General features: G+C 64.5%; 14 protein-coding genes and 1 pseudogene. 5 read left to right on the top strand and 10 right to left on the bottom strand.

Annotation, left to right across the window (positions count from 1 at the left end):
- Positions 1-32 precede the first annotated feature (32 nt).
- On the top strand, positions 33-761 hold the full coding sequence (locus LK03_RS17210; protein WP_038413619.1) for an IclR family transcriptional regulator: 729 nt from the start codon (positions 33-35) through the stop codon (positions 759-761).
- Here LK03_RS17210 and LK03_RS17215 read toward each other — a convergent pair.
- The 3 genes from LK03_RS17215 to LK03_RS17225 form a co-directional block, all read right to left on the bottom strand.
- A complete protein-coding gene (locus LK03_RS17215; protein WP_038413620.1) occupies positions 744-1,661 on the bottom strand; it encodes an amidohydrolase family protein in 918 nt (305 codons plus the stop codon). The two genes, LK03_RS17210 and LK03_RS17215, sit on opposite strands and share 18 nt — an antisense overlap.
- Before the next feature lie 77 nt (positions 1,662-1,738).
- Positions 1,739-3,067 (bottom strand): MFS transporter, encoded by a 1,329-nt coding sequence (locus LK03_RS17220; RefSeq protein ID WP_038413621.1) that lies wholly within the window; start codon positions 3,065-3,067, stop codon positions 1,739-1,741.
- A gap of 77 nt (positions 3,068-3,144) precedes the next feature.
- Positions 3,145-4,122 (bottom strand): hydroxyacid dehydrogenase, encoded by a 978-nt coding sequence (locus LK03_RS17225; RefSeq protein ID WP_038413622.1) that lies wholly within the window; start codon positions 4,120-4,122, stop codon positions 3,145-3,147.
- Between the two features lie 227 nt (positions 4,123-4,349).
- Here LK03_RS17225 and LK03_RS17230 point away from each other — a divergent pair, with 227 nt between their 5' ends.
- Positions 4,350-5,024, top strand: coding sequence for an RraA family protein (locus tag LK03_RS17230; protein WP_038413623.1), 675 nt, complete (start codon positions 4,350-4,352; stop codon positions 5,022-5,024).
- A gap of 57 nt (positions 5,025-5,081) precedes the next feature.
- Positions 5,082-6,329 carry an MFS transporter gene (locus tag LK03_RS17235; protein ID WP_430962050.1) on the top strand — a complete coding sequence of 416 codons (1,248 nt, stop codon included), beginning with the start codon at positions 5,082-5,084 and terminating at the stop codon, positions 6,327-6,329.
- Positions 6,330-6,339: 10 nt separating this feature from the next.
- Here LK03_RS17235 and LK03_RS22915 read toward each other — a convergent pair whose 3' ends face one another.
- The gene (locus LK03_RS22915) at positions 6,340-7,095 is read right to left on the bottom strand and encodes a methyl-accepting chemotaxis protein (protein ID WP_430962085.1); all 756 of its coding nucleotides are present in this window, start codon (positions 7,093-7,095) and stop codon (positions 6,340-6,342) included.
- Positions 7,096-7,197: 102 nt separating this feature from the next.
- Positions 7,198-8,502 (bottom strand): annotated as a pseudogene (locus LK03_RS22920) (HAMP domain-containing protein); the annotation flags it as partial.
- Between the two features lie 223 nt (positions 8,503-8,725).
- On the opposite strand from LK03_RS22920, the gene LK03_RS17245 reads away from it, so the two are divergent.
- Positions 8,726-10,045 carry a Na+/H+ antiporter family protein gene (locus LK03_RS17245; protein WP_038413626.1) on the top strand — a complete coding sequence of 440 codons (1,320 nt, stop codon included), beginning with the start codon at positions 8,726-8,728 and terminating at the stop codon, positions 10,043-10,045.
- Between the two features lie 3 nt (positions 10,046-10,048).
- Here the strand turns inward: LK03_RS17245 and LK03_RS17250 are convergent, their stop codons facing one another.
- Positions 10,049-11,053 carry a FecR family protein gene (locus LK03_RS17250; RefSeq protein ID WP_038413627.1) on the bottom strand — a complete coding sequence of 335 codons (1,005 nt, stop codon included), beginning with the start codon at positions 11,051-11,053 and terminating at the stop codon, positions 10,049-10,051.
- A gap of 198 nt (positions 11,054-11,251) precedes the next feature.
- Here LK03_RS17250 and LK03_RS17255 point away from each other — a divergent pair, with 198 nt between their 5' ends.
- On the top strand, positions 11,252-11,788 hold the full coding sequence (locus LK03_RS17255) for a GNAT family N-acetyltransferase (RefSeq protein WP_038413628.1): 537 nt from the start codon (positions 11,252-11,254) through the stop codon (positions 11,786-11,788).
- Positions 11,789-11,795: 7 nt separating this feature from the next.
- On the opposite strand, the gene LK03_RS17260 is transcribed toward LK03_RS17255, so the two are convergent.
- The 4 genes from LK03_RS17260 to LK03_RS17275 all read right to left on the bottom strand — a co-directional run bounded on the left by LK03_RS17260 (position 11,796) and on the right by LK03_RS17275 (position 18,494).
- Positions 11,796-13,202 carry an efflux transporter outer membrane subunit gene (locus LK03_RS17260; RefSeq protein WP_038413629.1) on the bottom strand — a complete coding sequence of 469 codons (1,407 nt, stop codon included), beginning with the start codon at positions 13,200-13,202 and terminating at the stop codon, positions 11,796-11,798.
- Positions 13,199-16,378, bottom strand: a complete 3,180-nt coding sequence (locus LK03_RS17265) for an efflux RND transporter permease subunit (RefSeq protein WP_038413630.1) — start codon at positions 16,376-16,378, stop codon at positions 13,199-13,201. The genes LK03_RS17260 and LK03_RS17265 overlap by 4 nt, the downstream gene beginning before the upstream one ends.
- Before the next feature lie 12 nt (positions 16,379-16,390).
- Positions 16,391-17,632 carry a multidrug efflux RND transporter periplasmic adaptor subunit MexE gene (gene mexE, locus LK03_RS17270; RefSeq protein ID WP_038413632.1) on the bottom strand — a complete coding sequence of 414 codons (1,242 nt, stop codon included), beginning with the start codon at positions 17,630-17,632 and terminating at the stop codon, positions 16,391-16,393.
- A 163-nt stretch (positions 17,633-17,795) separates the two neighbouring features.
- Positions 17,796-18,494: a pirin family protein gene (locus tag LK03_RS17275; RefSeq protein WP_038413633.1), complete on the bottom strand. Its 699-nt coding sequence runs from the start codon at positions 18,492-18,494 to the stop codon at positions 17,796-17,798.
- Positions 18,495-18,654 lie beyond the last annotated feature (160 nt).

Raw genomic sequence — 18,654 nt, forward strand, 5'->3', positions numbered from 1 at the left:
CCTACACGTTTCCAGCAACAGAGGTTTGTCCAATGGTAAAAGCGCGGCCGCGGCCAGCGGTGAATGGTGTGGCGTCGGCTGATCGGGTTCTGACCGTGCTGACGGCGTTTCGCATCGGCGATACGGCGTTGAGTCTGGTCGAACTGGTCGAGCGCACCGGCCTGATCAAGAGCACAATCATGCGCTTGATGGTTTCTCTGGAAAATCACGGGTTCATCACCCGCATGGCCGATGGCCGTTACCAGCTGGCCAGTGAGGTCATGCGCCTCAACGCGGTGTATCAGGAAGCGCTGGATCTGGAGCGGCATGTCATGCCGCGCCTGCACCAGTTGTCGGAACTGACCGGTGAAACCGCCTCGTTCTATGTGCGCCATGGTGCCTATCGGATGTGCCAGTACCGGGTCAATTCCACCCACCGCCTGCGCCTGCACCTGCAGCCCGGCGACATGCGCCCCATGGACGAAGCCGCTGGTGCCCAGGCGCTGCGTGCGCCTTATGCGGTCGGTATGGCGCTACACAAACCCTATTACTCGCGTGGTGCCACTGACCCCCATGCCGCTTCCATCGCCTTGCCGATCTACGGCGCGCAACACGAGCTGATGGGCGCGCTGGTGGTCTCCGGGCCGGCCAGCCGGCTTACCGAGGAGACCGCCGAAACTCTCAGGGAAACCATGCTCGTCACCGCCCGCGAACTGATGCGCAGCCTCGGTTGCAAGGGCACCGAGGTGCGTGCAGGTCAGAATTCAGAAACCGTACAGTGACACCGGATTGTCGCGCAGAATCTGCGCCTGGGCCCGAGGCTCGGGTGCCCACACCGACAGCAGATCGAAAATCGCCGCATCATCCGGCTTGCCATCCACCGGCAGGGTTGGATGCGGCCAGTCGCTGCCCCAGAGCAGTCGCTCTACATTGCGCTCGACCAGCGCCTGCGCCACCTTGCCGACATCACCATAGCCCGGCGCACCCACCTGCGAACGCAGGTAAGGTGCAGACAGCTTGACCCAGGTATTGCCCTGGTCGAGTAGCCGCTGCAGTGCCGCGAAGGCAGCAGAATCGACTCCCTCAGGCTGAGGTACGTGGCCAAAATGGTCGATCACCAGCTTGCCAGGCAGTTTGCTCAGTCGCTCGGCCAGCTCCGCCAGACGCGGACCTGTTGCCAGCTGTACGTGCCAGCCCAGGTCCTGTACGCGTGCCGCCAGCGATTCCAACCCTTCCAGCGCAGCGCCACCGACACTGAGATTGAAGCGGATGCCACGTACGCCCGCCTCATCCATTGCCTGCAAGGCCTGATCGCTGATGTTGCGCTCGACCACGGCAATACCCCTTGCAGCGCCCTGGCTGCGCGCCAGGCCATCGAGCATGATGCGGTTGTCCGTACCATATGTAGAAGGCGTGACGATGACCATGCGCTTGAGGCCCAGGCGTCGTTGCAATTGTTGGTAGTCGGCCAGTGAAGCATTGGGTGGAAACAGGGTGGCGTCCGCAGCAGTAGGGAAACGGTCGTCGTATAGGTGCATATGGCAGTCGACGCTGCCAGCGGGAGGTATCAGCCTTGGCGGCTGGTCGCCGAGGCTGAAAGGCGTTTTCGCCAAGGCGCCAAATGAGACCAGAGCGCCTAGTGCACTGCTGGCCTGAATGAAGCGGCGGCGGGTCAAAGACATGGTTCGTTCCTTGTTGTTGTGGGTCTAAACGACGATGCCCACGGCGTAGCGTGGGCATCGGGTCGGTGCGGCAGCGATTATTTAACGGTGGCGGTCTCGGCCATCTGCGCCTGCTCACGCTGACGTTTGCGGCCAATGACCAGCACCATGATCCCGGCGATGGTGCACAGCGTCGCCAGCGGCATCAGGGCGATGGCGTAGCTGCCGGTGGCGTCGTGGATCGCACCATAAGCGTTGACCATGATGCCGCCGCCGATCAGGTTGGCCAGGGCACCTACCGCAGCCAGGCCTGCCGCAGCCGTGGAAGACGACAGCCAGCCCGATACCAGGGCCCAGAACGGCCCCTTCATCGAGTAGGCGCCGACCAGCACCATGGTCAGCATGACGATGGTCGCCGGCAGCGACGAGGTGAACAGCGTCATCAGCAAACCTGCGGCAATCAGCAGCATGGTCATCGCGGTGTGCCAGCGACGTTCGCCTGTACGGTCCGAGCTGCGCCCCCAGACGATCATCAACACCGAGGCGATACCGTAAGGGATGGCATTGACCAAGCCGATCTCCATGGAGGTCAGGCCGAAGGTCTTGAGCAGCTGCGGCGCCCACACACTCATGGTGCTACCTGCGGCGGACGCACCCGAGTAGATCAGCGCCAGAATCCAGATGTCCTTGTGCCGCAGCAGCTTCCACAGCGACATGTGGCCGATGGCGGTTTTCTTCGCCGACTCGCTGGCCAGGCGCTGGATCAGCCAGCCGCGCTGCTCGTCACTCAGCCATTTGGCCTGTTCAGGACGGTCGGTGAGCACGAACAGGCAGGCGATGCCGAGCAGCACTGCGGGAATGCCCTCGATGATGAACAGCCAGTGCCAGCCGCGCATGCCCATCCAGCCATCCAGGCTCAACAGCAGGCCCGACAGGGGCGAGCCGATGAAGTTGGCCGCCGGAATGGCCACCATGAAGATCGCCACCATACGTGCACGGTAGGCCGCTGGCAGCCAGTAGGTGAGGTACAGCAGCACGCCAGGGAAGAATCCGGCTTCGGCGGCGCCCAGCAGAAAGCGCATCACGTATAGCGAGTTGGCGCCAGTGACGAACGCGGTGCCGGCCGAGATCAGGCCCCAGGTCACCATGATCCGGGCGATCCAGATACGCGCGCCGTAGCGTTGCATGGCCAGGTTGCTGGGCACTTCGACGAGGAAGTAGGCGAAGAAGAACAGGCTGCTGGCAAAGCCGAAGACCTTGGCGGTGAGGCCAAGGTCTTCGTTCATTTGCAGCGAGGCCATGCCGATGTTGCCGCGGTCGATGATCGCGATCAGGTAGCAGACGATGAGAAACGGCAGGATGCGCCAGGCGACCCGGCGCATGGTGCTGCGTTCGAGTTCGCTGATGGGGGCGGCGGTTGCAGTCATGGGGCTCTCCAATTGTTATTTTTGCTGGAGTCACGCGAAACGAAAGCGCACCCGGTCGGCGGGTGCGCGCAGGGTATTCAGTGGCCGAGCAACTGGCGGTTGACCACGCAGCGCGGGTCAAGCTCGCTGCCCGCCCACGCGGCGAAGATCTGCCTGAGCGCGACCAGGCCGACGCGGTCACGGGATTCGCTGGTGTTAGCGCCGATATGCGGCGTTGCGACCAGCGTCGGCAGCCCCCAGAGCGGGCTGTCGGCAGGCGGTGGCTCGGGATTGAAGGTGTCCAGGCCGGCACCGCCGATACGCCGCTCGCTCAGTGCGGCGATCAGCGCCGCGGTGTCGATCAGCTCGCCACGGGCGGTGTTGATCAGGATGCTGCCTGGGCGCATGCGCGCGAGCTGCTCGGCACCGATCAGGTTGTGGTTGGTATCGGTCAGCGGGCAGTGCAGGCTGATGATATCGCTTTCGCTGAGCAGCCGATCGAAATCCTCTTCGCGTTCGACATGCTCACGCTGGGGCAGCTGCTGCAGGAACGGGTCGTACACCTTGACCTTCATCTGCAACGGCGCCACCAGGTCCATGAGGATGCTGCCGATCGAACCCAGGCCGACCAGGCCGAGGGTCTTGCCGAACAGCTCGACACCGTTGGCCGAGGCCTTGTCCCAGTGTCCGTCGCGCATGCGCGCATCGAGCAGGGCGGTCTGCCGCGCCACGCTGAACAGCAGGGCGAAGGCGTGTTCGGCCACCGACTGGGCGTTGGCGCCGACGGCGATGGTCACCGGAATCCCGCGGGCAGCGGCAGCCTTGATGTCGATGGTGTTGTAGCCCACGCCGTGCTTGGCGATGACCTTGAGCTTGCTGGAGGCGGCGATCATCGCCTCGGTCAGTTCGCCCTGGCGCACGATGATGGCGTCGGGCTGCTCGGCGCGGATGATCGCTTCGAGTTCATCGGCGGGCAGGTACGGCGTGGTGGGGATCACCCGTACGCCTTCGCTTTCGGCCAGGCGCATGGCATCGGCGGCAAGCGCGGGCCCGGTCAGCAGAACGGTTCTGGTCATGGTCGTTACCTTGTTCTTATGAGTGGCGCAGATGCCGGGGGCGACATCGGGACGCACCAACACTACTTCCAATGAAACGACGTTGCAATATCGATAATCACAAAAGGCGCGAATGGTCATTCTGATGGATAATCGTGTATTGCATTGCGTTAAATGAAATGGCATTCTGAAAAAACGCTTAAGTCTTACGCTAGCGACATCGAATAACATCAATAGAGGTACGTCACATGAGCATTGGATTCAGGGTCTTGCAGCGTGCGCGCAAAGTCGACGCCGAGTGGGTGGAGCGCTACCGCGAAGTGCCGGTGGCCAACGTCAGCGATTCGATGAACCGCATGACCGCAGGCGGAGCACGGATTCGCCCGATGCACCGCGCAGGAGTACTGGCCGGTGCCGCGCTGACCGTCAAGGCCCGTCCGGGTGACAACCTCATGCTGCATTACGCCCTGGACATCGCCGAGCCCGGCGACGTGGTGGTAGTGGATGCTGGCGGCGATCTGTCCAATGCACTTATCGGCGAAATGATGGTGGCCTACGCCATCAAGCGCGGCGTGGCCGGCATCGTCATCAACGGTGCGATTCGCGATGCCGGCGCCATTGGCGCAGGTGATTTTCCGATGTTCGCTGCCGGCATTTCCCACCGCGGCCCCTACAAGGACGGCCCCGGCGAGATCAATGTGCCGATCGCTATCGATGGTATGGTGATCGAGCCGGGCGATTTGGTGATTGGCGATGACGACGGCCTGCTCTGCGTGCCGTTCGATCAGGTGGCTGAAGTCTACGACCGCGCGGCCGCCAAGCACGCCGCCGAGCAGCACCAGCTCGAGCAGATCGCCCAAGGCACCAACGACCGCAGCTGGGTGTTGGAGTCGCTGAAGAAAAAAGGCTGCCTGCTGCCCTGAAGCCTGAGGTACAGACCAGGCCTGGCAGGCGGCCATCGACCCATTCGGAGGAATCGTTTGCCTGAGTCACGTCTCGCTTCTCGCCGTACCTGGCCCGCCGCTGTGCGGGCCTTGGCCCATCGCGACTTTCAGGTCTACTTCAGCGGCCAGGCCATCTCCACCCTCGGCAAATGGCTGCAGCAGGTGGCCCTGTCCTGGCTGGCCTACCACGTCACCGGTTCTGCGGCGCTGCTGGGCGCCATCGCCTTCGTTACCCTGGCACCGCAACTGCTGATCGGCCCGATCGCCGGTGCCTGGACCGACCGTCACGACAAGCGCCGGCTATTGATCATCGTGCAGTCGATCCTCGCGTTGCAGGCGCTGGCCCTGGCCGTGCTTGCCTATGGGCATTGGCTCGACGCCCGCAGTATTCTCGCCATGGCGTTACTGCTCGGCTTGCTCAATGCCTTCGAAACACCGCTGCGTCAGTCGTTGATTGCAAGTTTCGTCTCCGACCCGGCCGATCTGCCCAACGCCCTGGTCCTCAATGCCATGCTGATCAACGCCGCGCGCTTCGTTGGCCCGCCACTGGCCGGGGTGCTGATCGCCTGGGCCGGTGAGGCGCTGTGCTTTGCCCTCACGGCTCTGGCGTTTTCCGGCCTGCTGGTGGGCCTGTTCAAGGTGCGTGGCAAGCCCAGCGGCAAGGCCAGCGGTTCTACGGGCGAGGTCTTCCGCGAGGGCCTGCGTTACTTGTGGCAAACCCTTGAAGTGCGCCGGCTGATGGTCAGCGTGGTGGTGGTCAACGTGCTTGCCTCGTGCTACACCGCGCTGCTGCCGATTCTGGCCAAAGCGGTGTACCAGGGCGATGCGCAAACGTTAGGCTGGCTCTGGGGCGCGGCGGGGGCGGGGGCGTTTCTCGCCACCCTGGTGCTGGCGTTCAGTGGCTCGGCATCGCGTCTGCAACGCTTCATCTTGGCCGGCGCCTTGCTCTGTGCGGCGGGCCTGCTCGGGTTGGCTGCACCGGCGCCGCTGGCGGTGGCGCTGCTGGCCCTGGGCCTGCTGGGCTTTGGCATCACCGTCAGCAACGTCAGCACCAACATGCAGCTGCAAAGCGGCGCGCCCAGTGCGCTACGCGGGCGAGTGGTGTCGTTCTACATTGCCCTGCGCTTTGGCTTCGAGGCGATCGGCGGCTTGCTGGCGGGATTGGCCGCGACGCACCTGGGTGCGCCGCAGACCTTGGGTATCGCCGGTGGGCTGTTGCTGTTGATCAGCCTGAGCCGTGAGGTCTACCGTCGGCGTCGCGCGGCGCTGGCCGGCCGCGCCTAGGCAACGCGCGTCAGACGCGGAACTGATCCATCAACCCCTGTTGTTGGTTGGCCAGCTGGTTGAGCGACTGGCTGACCCGCGCCGATTCGTTGGCCTGGCCGGAAAGCGACTCGGTGACGTCGCGAATGGTGGCGATGTTGCTGTTGATCTCTTCGGCCACCGCGCTCTGTTCTTCTGCGGCGCTGGCGATCTGCAGGTTCATGTCGGTAATCACCGAAACGGCCTGGCCGATGCGCTGCAACGCGGTGACTGCCGCTGACACCTGCTCGACCCCGCCTTGCGCCTGCTGGTGGCTGCCTTGCATGGCGCCGACCACTTCCTGGGTGCCGGCTTGCAGCGCTTCGATCACCTGGCGCGTTTCTTCCACCGACTCCTGGGTGCGACGGGCAAGGTTGCGCACCTCGTCGGCGACCACCGCAAAGCCACGCCCGGCTTCACCGGCACGGGCAGCCTCGATGGCAGCGTTGAGGGCCAGGAGGTTGGTCTGCTCGGCAATCGAACGAATCACCTCGAGCACCGAACCGATCTTGTCACTGTTCTGCGCAAGGCCGACCACTTGCTCCATGGCTGTACTCATGTCGGCGGCCAGGGTGTCGATGCTCTGGGTGGTGCGTTCGATCACCGACAGTCCCTCACGAGTAGCCTGGTCCGCCTCGCGGGCGGCTTGTGCAGCCTGGGCGGCGCTGCGCGCGACGTCCTGGGCGGTGGCGCTCATTTCATGGGAGGCGGTGGCGGCCTGATCGACCTGGCGGTACTGCTGCTCCATGCCGGCGCTGGTCTGACTGGCGATGGCGGCCGACTGATCGGCGGTACCACGCGCGGCCTGGACCGACTGCTTGACCTCGGCAATGGTCGGTTGCAGCTTGTCGAGGAAGCGGTTGAACCAGCTGGCCAGTTCGCCGAGCTCGTCGCGCTTGTCGTAGGTCAGGCGGCGGGTCAGGTCGCCTTCGCCACTGGCGATGTCCTTGAGCATCGCCGCCACGCCGAGAATCGGCCGGGTCACGCCGCGGGCCAGTAGCCAAACCAGCAGCAGGCCAGCCAGGGCCGCTGCCACGCCGAGTGCCAGCTGTATGAGCATGCCTTGGTTGTTGACCGTATCCAGTTCGCTCTTGAGCGCTTCGGCCGGGGCAGTCAGCACGCTTTTTGGCAGGTCCAGCAGCACGCCCCAGGGCTTGCTGCCCGGCACCGGTTCGAAGCGGGTGAGCACCTTGAGCCGATCTTCGTGTTCGACCACCTGCTGCGCCTGACCCTGGCTGAGGTTTCGCACCAGTTCAGCGCCTTGGGCAGGGTCGACCTGCTCGTAGCGTTGCGACAGCTTGCTGGCGTCGGCGCTGTAGCCGGCCAGCAGACCAGCCGGGCTGAGAATGCCCACGGTGGTGCGACCGTCGTAGAGTCCGGCGCTGGCCCGCTCGCTGATGGCCTGCAGGCTGTTGAGGTTGATGTCGGTGGACAGTGTGCCGATCACCTTGTCGCCTTCGATCAGCGGGAAGACGATGCTGGTCATCAGCACCTGCTGGCCGTCGATGGCATAGAAGTAGGGTTCGCTGATGCACACCTTGGCAGTGCTGCGCGGGCACACCCACCAAGTGTTGGCTGGCTCGCCGCTGGGGCCGATGCTGGTGTCGGCCATGTCTTTTTCCGGCAGCGTCATGGCGGTCAGCTGGCCGGGGCGAGGCTGCGACCAGTACAGGGCGAAGCGGCCCTCGGCGTTGCTGCCCAGGGCATCGTCACCGGCGAACTGGCTGTCACGCTGATCGAGGGCGTTGGGTTCGAACACCAGTGAAAAGCCCAGCAGCTCGGGGTTGCCCTGCAGCGCCTTGTGCACCTGCTCGGTGAGGTCCTGGCGCAGGTCGCGAGCCTCGATCTGACGCTTGCGCGCCTGCTCGCGAGCGAACATGACCTGGCGGCTGACGCCGGCGCCGTATTGATAGGCGTCCATGAACTGGCGGCTCACATTCAGGCCCTGGGCCTGGCTTTGCGCCTCCAGGCGGGCCTGGGCGACCTTGCCGAGCATCTGCATGCTGCTCGCTTCCACCAGGCCTGCGCTGGCATTCATGCGATACAGCGACAGGCCGACCAGCAGGGTGACGATGCTGGCCAGGCACAAGCCAGCCAGCAGGGTGATCTTCCATTGGATGGACAATTGGCGCAGTGGCATGGGGGGTAGTCTCATGAAAACGGGTTAGGGCACGCATCTGTATCGACGAGGCCCTGGCTTTCTTTATCAAGCGTTCAAGAAAACCGTATCAGCAGGTCTGGCTCGCGCGCTTTGACAAGCAGGCGGGGCTGCTTCAGAGTGTGCGCCCTCCAATAACAACCTGCCTTTTCCCGGCCCTGCACCAGCAGACCCGCGCCGGTGGCAGGTTCTTGTCTGTCGTAACGAGGTAGTTCACGAAATGAATGCAGTCATTGCTGCGGTCGGGGTCATGCTGATTCTCAGCTTGTCCCGCGTGCACGTGGTCATCGCCCTGATCATCGGCGCGCTGGTAGGCGGTCTGGTCGGCGGCCTGGGGATCGAAGGCACGCTGCAGGCCTTCAACGGCGGGCTGGGCGGCGGCGCCACGGTTGCGTTGTCGTACGCCTTGCTGGGCGCCTTCGCGGTCGCCATCGCCAAGTCCGGCATGGCCCATGCCCTGGCCGACCGGGCGCTGGCGATGATCGACCGGCAGGGTCATGGCGAGGGCGGCAAGCTCAAGTGGCTGCTGATCGGCCTGATGCTGGTGGTGGCGGTGTCGTCGCAGAACATCCTGCCGATCCACATCGCCTTCATTCCCTTGCTGGTACCGCCGCTGCTGTACGTGCTGACCCGCCTGCGCATCGACCGTCGACTGGTCGCCTGCGTCATCACCTTTGGTCTGATCACGCCGTACATCTTTCTGCCGGTGGGCTTTGGCAACATCTTCCTCAACCAGATTCTGCTGGCCAACGTGGCCCGCGCCGGAGTCGACGTGAGCGGGGTCAACGTCACCCATGCCATGGCCTTGCCGGCTGCCGGCATGCTCGCCGGGCTGCTGGTGGCGGTGCTGTTGAGCTATCGCAAGAAACGCGACTACGACCTGGCGCGCATCGAACAGGTCGAGCAGGTGGCGGTGCAGTACAACCCGCTGACCTTGCTGGTGGCTGGCCTGGCGATTCTGGCGGCGTTCGTCGTGCAGCTGTGGCTCGACTCGATGATCATCGGCGCCATGGTGGGTTTTCTGATTTTCTCGCTATCGGGCATCGTGCGCTGGAAAGATACCGATGACCTGTTCACCGAGGGCATGAAGATGATGGCCATGATCGGCTTCATCATGATTTCCGCCTCAGGCTTTGCCGAAGTGATGAAGGCCACCGGTGAGGTCAAGGCACTGGTCGAGTCCGCTGCGCATTGGATCGACCACAGCAAGGGGGTCGGCGCGCTGCTGATGCTGCTGGTAGGGTTGCTGGTGACCATGGGTATCGGCTCGTCGTTCTCCACGGTGCCGATTCTGGCAGCGATCTTCGTGCCGCTGTGCGTGCAGCTGGGCTTCGATCCGCTGGCCACGGTGTGTATCGTCGGCACCGCAGGCGCCTTGGGCGATGCCGGCTCGCCGGCGTCGGACTCGACCCTGGGGCCGACCTCGGGGCTCAACGTCGACGGCCAGCACCATCACATCTGGGATACCGTGGTGCCAACCTTCATTCACTACAACCTGCCGCTGCTGGCCTTCGGCTGGGCGGCGGCGATGCTGCTTTAGGGCTCAGCCGCGCGGCGGAGGCGGGGAGATACGATTGAGCACCGTGCCGCCGTCCTTGCTGCGGGTCAGGTACACCGGCAGCACCTTGGGCAGCGCCGCGACCATGCGCCCGACGTCGCGGGTGTTGTAGACCCCGCTGATGCGGATCTTACCGGTGTTGTCATCGGCAACCCGCAGCGGCTTGTCGAGGTAGCGGTTGATGATCGGCAGGGCCTGTTGCAGGCTGATGTTGTCGAGCACCAGCTTGCCGCTGCGCCAGGCCAGGCTGTTGTCCTGATCGGGGCTTTGCGCCAGCTGGGGCTCGAAGTCGCCCAGGCGGTAGCTGGCCTGCATGCCAGGCCCCAGGCGGTAGCCGCCGTCGCCATCGCTGCTGACCAGTACCGAGCCCTGCACCAGGGTGACCTTGACCTGATCCTGATATTTCCACACGTTGAACTGCGTTCCGGTGACACGGGTCTGGCCGCGTCCGGCGTGGACGATGAACGGATGCTCGTTGTCGTGGGCGACCTTGAAGAACGCCTCGCCCTCGACCAGGGTGACCTTGCGCTGGTCCTTGAAATTGAAATAGCGCACTTCGCTGTTGAGGTTCAGCTCGACGCTGCTGCCGTCGCTCAACTGTACGGTCTGTAGCGCATCGGTGGTCTTGAAGTGCTCGTAGTGGTTGGGCAACCAGCCCTGTTCCCAACCGATCCAGCCGGCCAGGGGCAGGGCCAGCAGGGCACAGGCGAAGGTCGGCGCCAGGCGCCGCAGGCGATAGCGCAGCGGTGGCGGACGATAGGGCGGGTTGTAGGCCAGATGCACCTTGGGACGCGGCAACTGATCTGCGGCCTGCCAGATGTTGGCGATGGCCTTGTATTCCTCGGCATGCCGCGGGTCGGCCAGCAGCCACGCTTCAAAGGCTTGCCGCTCGGCGCGGGTGCAGTCATCGGCATGCATGCGCATGCACCAGTGCGCAGCGGCATCGGTGATCGCGTCGTGGTCGCTTGCGGGCAGGCGTTCTTGGTTCATCGAGGCTCCGGGTTTTGCGCATTCTACCCTTGCGTGTACCCTGCGGAGAACCAAGATGAGGGTGAACTCCTATCACTTGCGTTTTTTTTATCGTGAGCAGGGCAGGCGTGTGGGGGTGGGTGGTCGATGCCGTTTTCACGGCGCCATGAACCCGTCGCACAACGCGCTTTGCTCCATCGACCGGAGTCGCCGATTGCCATGCAGCCGCTGCACACCTGCCGCCTGACCCTCAGAGCCTTCAGCGCCCAAGATGGCGCAGCGCTGCTGGATTACCTGCACCAACCCACCGCCAGTTGTTTTTTCTCGCTGGCCGTAGCCGACCTCGACGCTGCTGCCAACGAAGCGCGTAAGCGAGCAGAGGGTGAGTCTTACCGGGCGGTGTGTCTGCGGGAAACCGGTGCGCTGATCGGCGACCTGTTCGCAGAAGCCGAGGGCGACACCTTCTCCATAGGCTGGCACCTCAACCCCCGTTACGCGGGCCAGGGCTATGCTTTCGAAGCCGCTGCTGCGCTGGTGCGGGAGCTGTTCGAACAGCGTCAGGCGCGGCGTCTGTACGCCTACGTCGAGGACACCAACCTGGCCTCGCAGCGCCTGTGCGAAAAACTCGGCATGCGCCGTGAGGGGGTATTCATGGAGTACGTCACCTTCAGCAATGACGAACACGGCCAGCCGATCTACGAAAACACCCAGCAATACGCGCTGCTGCGCCATGAATGGCTGGCGCAGCAGCGGTGACACGCCTTCAGCGCCTGGCCAGTACCTGCGGTTGCCAACCACCGCCCAGCGCCTTGTAGACGGCGACGATCCCTTGGTAAAGCTCCACTTCGGCCAGTGCCTGGGCATCTTCGGCGGCCAGGCGCTCACGCTCGGCGTCGAGCAGCACCAGGTAGTCGACACTGCCTTCGCGGTAACGCACCGAGGCCAGTTGCGCGGCTTTGCGGCTAGCTTCGCTCTGGCGCATCAGCGCCAGCAGGCGCTGTTGACGCTTGCCGTAGTCGCTGAAGGCGTTGGACGACTCTTCCAGGGCCAGCAGCACCTGCTGTTCATAGCGCGCCAACGCGCCTTCGGCGTCGGCCTTGGCGCCGCGCAGGCGGGCGCGCACGCTACCCAGATCGAACGCCGCCCACTGGATGCTCGGCCCCAGCGCCCAGGCACTGGCGGCCGAGCTGCCCAGTTGCGAGCCGCGCGCTGCGGTGAAGCCCAGGAATCCACTGAGGCTCACACGCGGAAACAGATCCGCCGTCGCCACGCCGATGTTCGCGGTGGCTGCCGCCAACTGCCGCTCGGCACTGCGGATATCCGCGCGCCGGCGCAGCAACTCGCCGGGGTCTCCCACCGGCAGCGCCTTGGCGATGGCCGGCAATGCCCGTGGCGAGAGCTCGACGCTCAGCGCATCGGCGCGCTCGCCGAGCAGGGTGGCGATGCGATTGCGCGCCCGCACCTGCTCAGCCTGCAGCTGCGGCAGGGTGGCTTCGACGCCAGCCAGGCGGGCGTCGGCACGCACCACATCCAGTTCATTGCCCACTCCCGCCTCATTGAGGGTTTCGGTGATCTGCCGCGACTGCTGTTGAGTCTTGAGGTTGTCTGTGGCGATACGTTCGCGCAACTGGGCGCCGCGCAGTTGGCCATAGGCATCCACCAGTTCGGCGATCAGGCTGACCTGCAACTGTTGCAGGTCGGCCGCAGCGGCATCTTCCTGGGCGCGGCTGGCCTCGATCTGCCGTTGAATGCGGCCGAACAGGTCGATTTCCCAGGCCATGTCCAGGCCCAGGTCATAGCGTTCCTGATTGACCCGCCGTTCGGTCTGGCCCGGCACCTGGCCCTTGCCGATTTCGCTGCTGGCGCGGCTGGTGACCACAGGCAGCTGATCGAGGCTGGCTTCTTCGCGCAGCGAACGCGCTGCCTTGAGCCGGGCGAAGGCCACCCGCAGGTCACGGTTGCCCTGCAGCGAGGCACTGACCAGCTGGTTCAGCACCGGGTCGTCAAACTGCTGCCACCACTGCGCCTCGAAGCGGCTGCGGTCGAAGCGCTGCGCCTGGGTGTCCAGTTGCGCAGGGGCCGGTTGCGGTGCGCGGTAGTCCGGGCCCACCGCACAGGCAGACACGGCCAGGGCCAGCAGGGCAGGGGCGAAGGCTTTCAACAGGTTCATGGATGGCTCTCCAGCGCCGGCGCGTGGCTGGCCTTGCGCGCCTCGCGGCGCTCGACGTAACGGCGAATGAGGAAGAAGAACACCGGGGTCAGGAACAGGCCGAAGAAGGTCACCCCGATCATCCCGGAGAACACCGCCACACCCATGGCATGGCGCATTTCGGCACCGGCGCCGGACGACAGCACCAGCGGCACCACGCCCATGATGAAGGCGATGGAGGTCATCAGGATCGGCCGCAGGCGCAGGCGGCAGGCTTCCAGCACCGCAGCCAGCGGGTCGAGGCCCTCGGCCTGCTTGTCCTTGGCGAACTCGACGATGAGGATGGCGTTCTTGCACGCCAGACCCACCAGCACGATCAGGCCGATCTGGGTGAAGATGTTGTTGTCGCTACCGGCCAGGATCACCCCGGTGATGGCCGACAGCAGGGTCATCGGCACGATCAGGATCACCGCCAGCGGCAGGCTCCAGCTCTCGTATTGCGCGGCCAGCACCAGGAACGCCAGCAGCACGCACAGCGGGAACACTAGCAGCGCGGTGTTGCCGGACAGAATCTGCTGGTAGGTCAGGTCGGTCCACTCGAACACCATGCCGTTGGGCAGTTCCTGCTTGAGCAGGCGTTCCATGGCCGCCTCGGCCTGGCCTGAGCTATAGCCGGGCGCCGCCGCGCCGTTGATTTCCGCGGTGATGAAACCGTTGTAGTGCATGACGCGGTCCGGCCCTGCGCTGTCGCTGACCTTGAGGAAGCTGGCCAGCGGCACCATTTCGCCACGGTCGTTGCGCACCTTGAGCTGGCCGATCTGCTCGGCGTCGAGGCGGAACTGCTGCTCGGCCTGGACGTTGACCTGATAGGTGCGGCCAAAGCGGTTGAAGTCGTTGGCGTACAGCGAGCCCAGGTAGATCTGCAAGGTGTCGAAGATATCGCTGATCGCAACGCCATGGGTCTTGGCCTTTTCCCGGTCGATGGCAGCATCGACCTGCGGCACGTTGACCTGGTAGCTGGTGAACAGCCCGGCCAGCTCCGGCACCTCGTGGCTCTTGGCGATGACGTTCTGGGTTTCGGCGTACAGCGCGTCATAGCCGAGGTTGCCGCGGTCTTCGATCTGCACGCGGAAGCCGCCGATGGTGCCCAGGCCCTGCACCGGCGGCGGTGGGAAGATGGCGATGTAGGCGTCTTCGATATCGGCGAATTGCGCGTTCAGCGCGGCGGCGATGGCCCCGGCCGACTGGCTTGGGTCGGTGCGTTCGTCGAACGGTTTCAGCGGGGTGAACACCACGCCGCTGTTAGGGCTGTTGGTGAAGCCGTTGATCGACAGCCCCGGGAAGGCCACCGAGTCGGACACGCCCGGTTGCTTGAGGGCGATTTCGCTCATGCGCTTGATGACCGCTTCGGTGCGGTCGAGGCTGGCGGCGTCGGGCAGTTGCGCGAACGCCACCAGGTACTGTTTGTCCTGCGCCGGAACGAAGCCAGTGGGGGTCGAGGCGAAGCCCAGGTAGGTCAGGCCCATCAGCCCGGCGTAAACGAACAGGGCAATGCCGCTGGAGCGGATGACCCGGGTCACGCCACCCACATAACGCAGCGAGGCACGTTCGAAGAACCGATTGAACGGGGCGAACAGCCAGCTGCCCAGCAGCCGGTCGAGCAGGCGCGAGAAACGGTCCTTGGGTGCGTGATGGTCTTTGAGCAGTACGGCAGCCAGCGCGGGCGACAGGGTCAGCGAGTTGAACGCCGAGATGACCGTGGAAATGGCGATGGTCAGGGCGAACTGCTTATAAAACTGTCCGGTCAGCCCGGAAATGAACGCCGCCGGTACGAACACCGCACACAGCACCAGGGCGGTGGCGATGATCGGCCCGGTCACCTCGCCCATGGCCTTTTGCGTGGCTTCCAGCGGTTTGAGGCCCAGGCCAATGTTGCGCTCGACGTTTTCCACCACGACGATGGCGTCGTCCACCACGATGCCGATGGCCAGCACCAGGCCGAACAATGACAGCGCGTTGAGCGAGAAGCCGAACAGGTGCATCACCGCGAAAGTCCCGATCAGCGAAACCGGCACCGCCAGCAGCGGAATGATCGAGGCGCGCCAGGTTTGCAGGAACAGCACCACCACCAGCACCACCAGAATCAGCGCTTCGAACAGCGTGTGCACCACCGCTTCGATGGAGCCGCGCACGAACACGGTGGGGTCATAGACGATGCTGTAGTCCATGCCCTCGGGGAAGTCCTTCTTCAGTTCGGCCATTTTCGCCCGCACCTCATCGGAGATGTCGATGGCGTTGGAGCCCGGACGCTGGAAGATTGGAATGGCCACGGCCGGCTGGTTGTTGAGCAACGAACGCAGGGCGTACTGGCTGGAGCCCAGCTCGACCCGTGCGACGTCCTTGAGGCGGGTGATCTCGCCGTTGTCGCCGGCGCGCACCACGATGTTCTCGAACTCCTCCTCGCTCACCAGGCGGCCTTGGGTGTTGACCGAAAGCTGGAAGCTGGTGGCGTTGGGGGCTGGCGGCGCGCCGAGCTGCCCGGCGGCGACCTGGCGGTTCTGCTCGCGAATGGCATTGACCACGTCGCTGGCAGTCAGGTTGCGCGAGGCAGTCTTGTTCGGGTCGAGCCAGACCCGCAGCGAATAGTCGCCCATGCCGAACAGCTGCACATCGCCGATGCCATTGAGCCGCGCCAGCTCATCCTTGACATTGAGGATGGCGTAGTTGGACAGGTACAGCATGTCGTAGCGCTGATCCGGCGAGGTCAGGTGCACGACCATGGTCAGGTCGGGCGAAGCCTTGTCGACGGTGATGCCGATACGCGTGACTTCCTCGGGCAGCTTGGGCTGGGTGCGGGTCACGCGGTTCTGCACCTGCACCTGAGCGTTGTCCAGGTCGGTGCCCAGGGCGAAGGTGATGGTCAGGGTCAGCTTGCCGTCGGCCGTGGCCTGGGACGACATGTAGAGCATGTTCTCGACCCCGGTGATGGCCTGCTCGAGCGGCGAGGCGACGGTTTCGCCGATGACCTTGGGGTTGGCACCAGGGAAGTTGGCACGCACCACGACGGTCGGCGGGACCACTTCCGGGTATTCGCTGATCGGCAACTGGAACAGCGCGATGGAGCCTGCGATCAGCAGCACCAGCGAGAGCACTGCGGCGAAGATCGGCCGAGTGATGAAGAAGCGTGAGAAATTCATCGGAGTGAGTCCTTAACCGCGTGGTGCCGAGGCACTGGCAACATTGACGGCATGCCCGGACGCTGAGGGCGCCTCACGGTTGGCCTCCAGCGCCTGACGTTGGCGGGCGAGGGCGGCGAGGGTCGCGTCACTGGCCATCGGTGCGTCCTTGGGCGTCACTGCCGAACCGGGGCGTACGCGCTGTAGGCCCTTGACCACGATGCGTTCGTCCTTGGCCAGGCCACTGCGCACGATGCGCAGGCCTTCGAGCTTGGGCCCCAGTTCCACGGCGCGGTAGTCGGCGGTGTTGTCCTTGTCCATCACCAGGACGAATTTCTTGCCAAGGTCGGTGCCAACCGCTTCATCGTTGATCAGCACGGCATCGTACTCAGCGCTGCCGACCAGTTTCAGGCGGGCGTACAGGCCTGGGGTGAAGGCACCGTCGCGGTTGTCGAACACCGCACGGCCACGGATGGTGCCGGTGCGCGGGTTGACCTGGTTGTCGACGAAGTTCATCTGCCCCAGGTGCGGGGTGCCGTCTTCGTTGGTCAGGCCCAAGTACACCGGGGTGCTCTGCCCGCGTTGGCCTTGCCGGGCGAGCTGGGTGTACTTGAGGTAGACGCGTTCGTCGGCGTCGAAGTAGGCGTAGACCTTGTCGGTCGAGACCAGCGTGGTGAGTGGCGTGACATCGGCGGTGACGATGTTGCCGGTGGTGAACTGCGCGCGGCTGACCCGGCCGCTGATCGGCGCGGTGACGCGGGTAAAACTCAGGTTGAGGCGGGCCAGATCGAGCTGCGCCTGAATCGCCGCAACCCCGGCGCGGGCCTCGGCGGCGGCGCTGCTGCGCGATTCGGCAAGCTCTGCGGAAATCGCGTTGCTGTCACGCAGGCGCTCGCCACGACGAGCCTCGTTGTCGCTGCGAGTGGCCGCGGCGCGGGCCTGCTGCAATTGCGCCTCAAGACGGCGGACTTCGGCCTGGAACGGCCGAGGGTCGATCTGAAACAGCAGATCGCCTTGCTTGACCTGGGCCCCTTCGGCGAAGGCCACGCGGTCGATCTGCCCGGAAACTCGCGGTCGCACTTCGACGGTTTCCGGCGCCTCCAGGCGGCCGGTGAACTCATCCCATTCGTTGATCGGCTGCTCGATGACCTTGGCCACGGTGACGCTGGGCGCTGCAGGGGCCTGCACCGCCTCGGGGGTACGACCGCACGCGGCAAGCACCACGACCGCGAAGGCGGCGAGGGGATAGCGCAAGGGTTTGAGTGATCGTTCCATGGGAAAAGCCCGCCATTGACCAGAAGAAAGTGGGCGGAGTGTGCGCGGCGGGTGCGCGGGGAACGAATCGAATAAGGCGAAGGTTATTATCGATCTGAATGATGGGTAATGGCCTGCAGTGAGCGCGCGGTGATAACGCTTCAGGCGATATCACCGCGTTCGATCAGGCGACGTCGACCAGCACGATCTCGCTGTCTTCAAGGGCAGTCACCTGAAGAACTGACTCTTGCTCGATGGCCACGCCGTCCCGTGCATTGGCACGTAGGCCGTTGACCTCGATCACACCACGGGCCGGCACCAGATAGCCGCGACGACCTTCTTCGAAGCTGTAACGAGCGCTTTCCCCGGCACGCAGGGTAGCGGCGGCCAGACGCGCGTCGGCACGGATGCGCAGGGCCTGTTCATCGCCGTCGCGACCGCTGGCCAGGGTCACGAAGCCTTCGCCGCGCTCGCCTTTGGGGAACGGCCGGGTGCCCCAGGAGGGTGCCTCGCCACGGCGATCGGGCATGATCCAGATCTGGAACAGCCGTACATCCACCGGCTCGCTGTTCCACTCGCTGTGCACGATGCCAGTGCCGGCGCTCATGACCTGCACGTCACCGGCCTCGGTACGGCCCTTGTTGCCCAGGCTGTCTTCATGGCTGATGGCGCCTTCGCGGACGTAGGTGATGATCTCCATATCGCGGTGCGGGTGGGCCGGGAAGCCGCTGCCGGCCGCGATCAGGTCGTCGTTCCACACCCGCAGGTTGCCCCAGTGCATGCGCGCAGGGTCGTAGTACTCGGCGAAGGAGAAATGATGATGGGCGTCGAGCCAGCCATGGTTGGCGTGGCCGAGGCTGTCGAAAGGACGCAGTTGCAGCATGGCGGACTCCTTGAATCAGTGAATGGAGCCATGATGCGCTTAGCATAGATCGGAAAAAAGCGTAAATTCTGGCTCGTAATGATCGAATGCATAGATTGATGGCTGGATCAGACATTACCTGCGTTTCATCGGCTAATTCACTGATCTACAAGCCATCGCT

Source organism: Pseudomonas cremoricolorata (assembly GCF_000759535.1).
GTDB lineage: Bacteria > Pseudomonadota > Gammaproteobacteria > Pseudomonadales > Pseudomonadaceae > Aquipseudomonas > Aquipseudomonas cremoricolorata_A.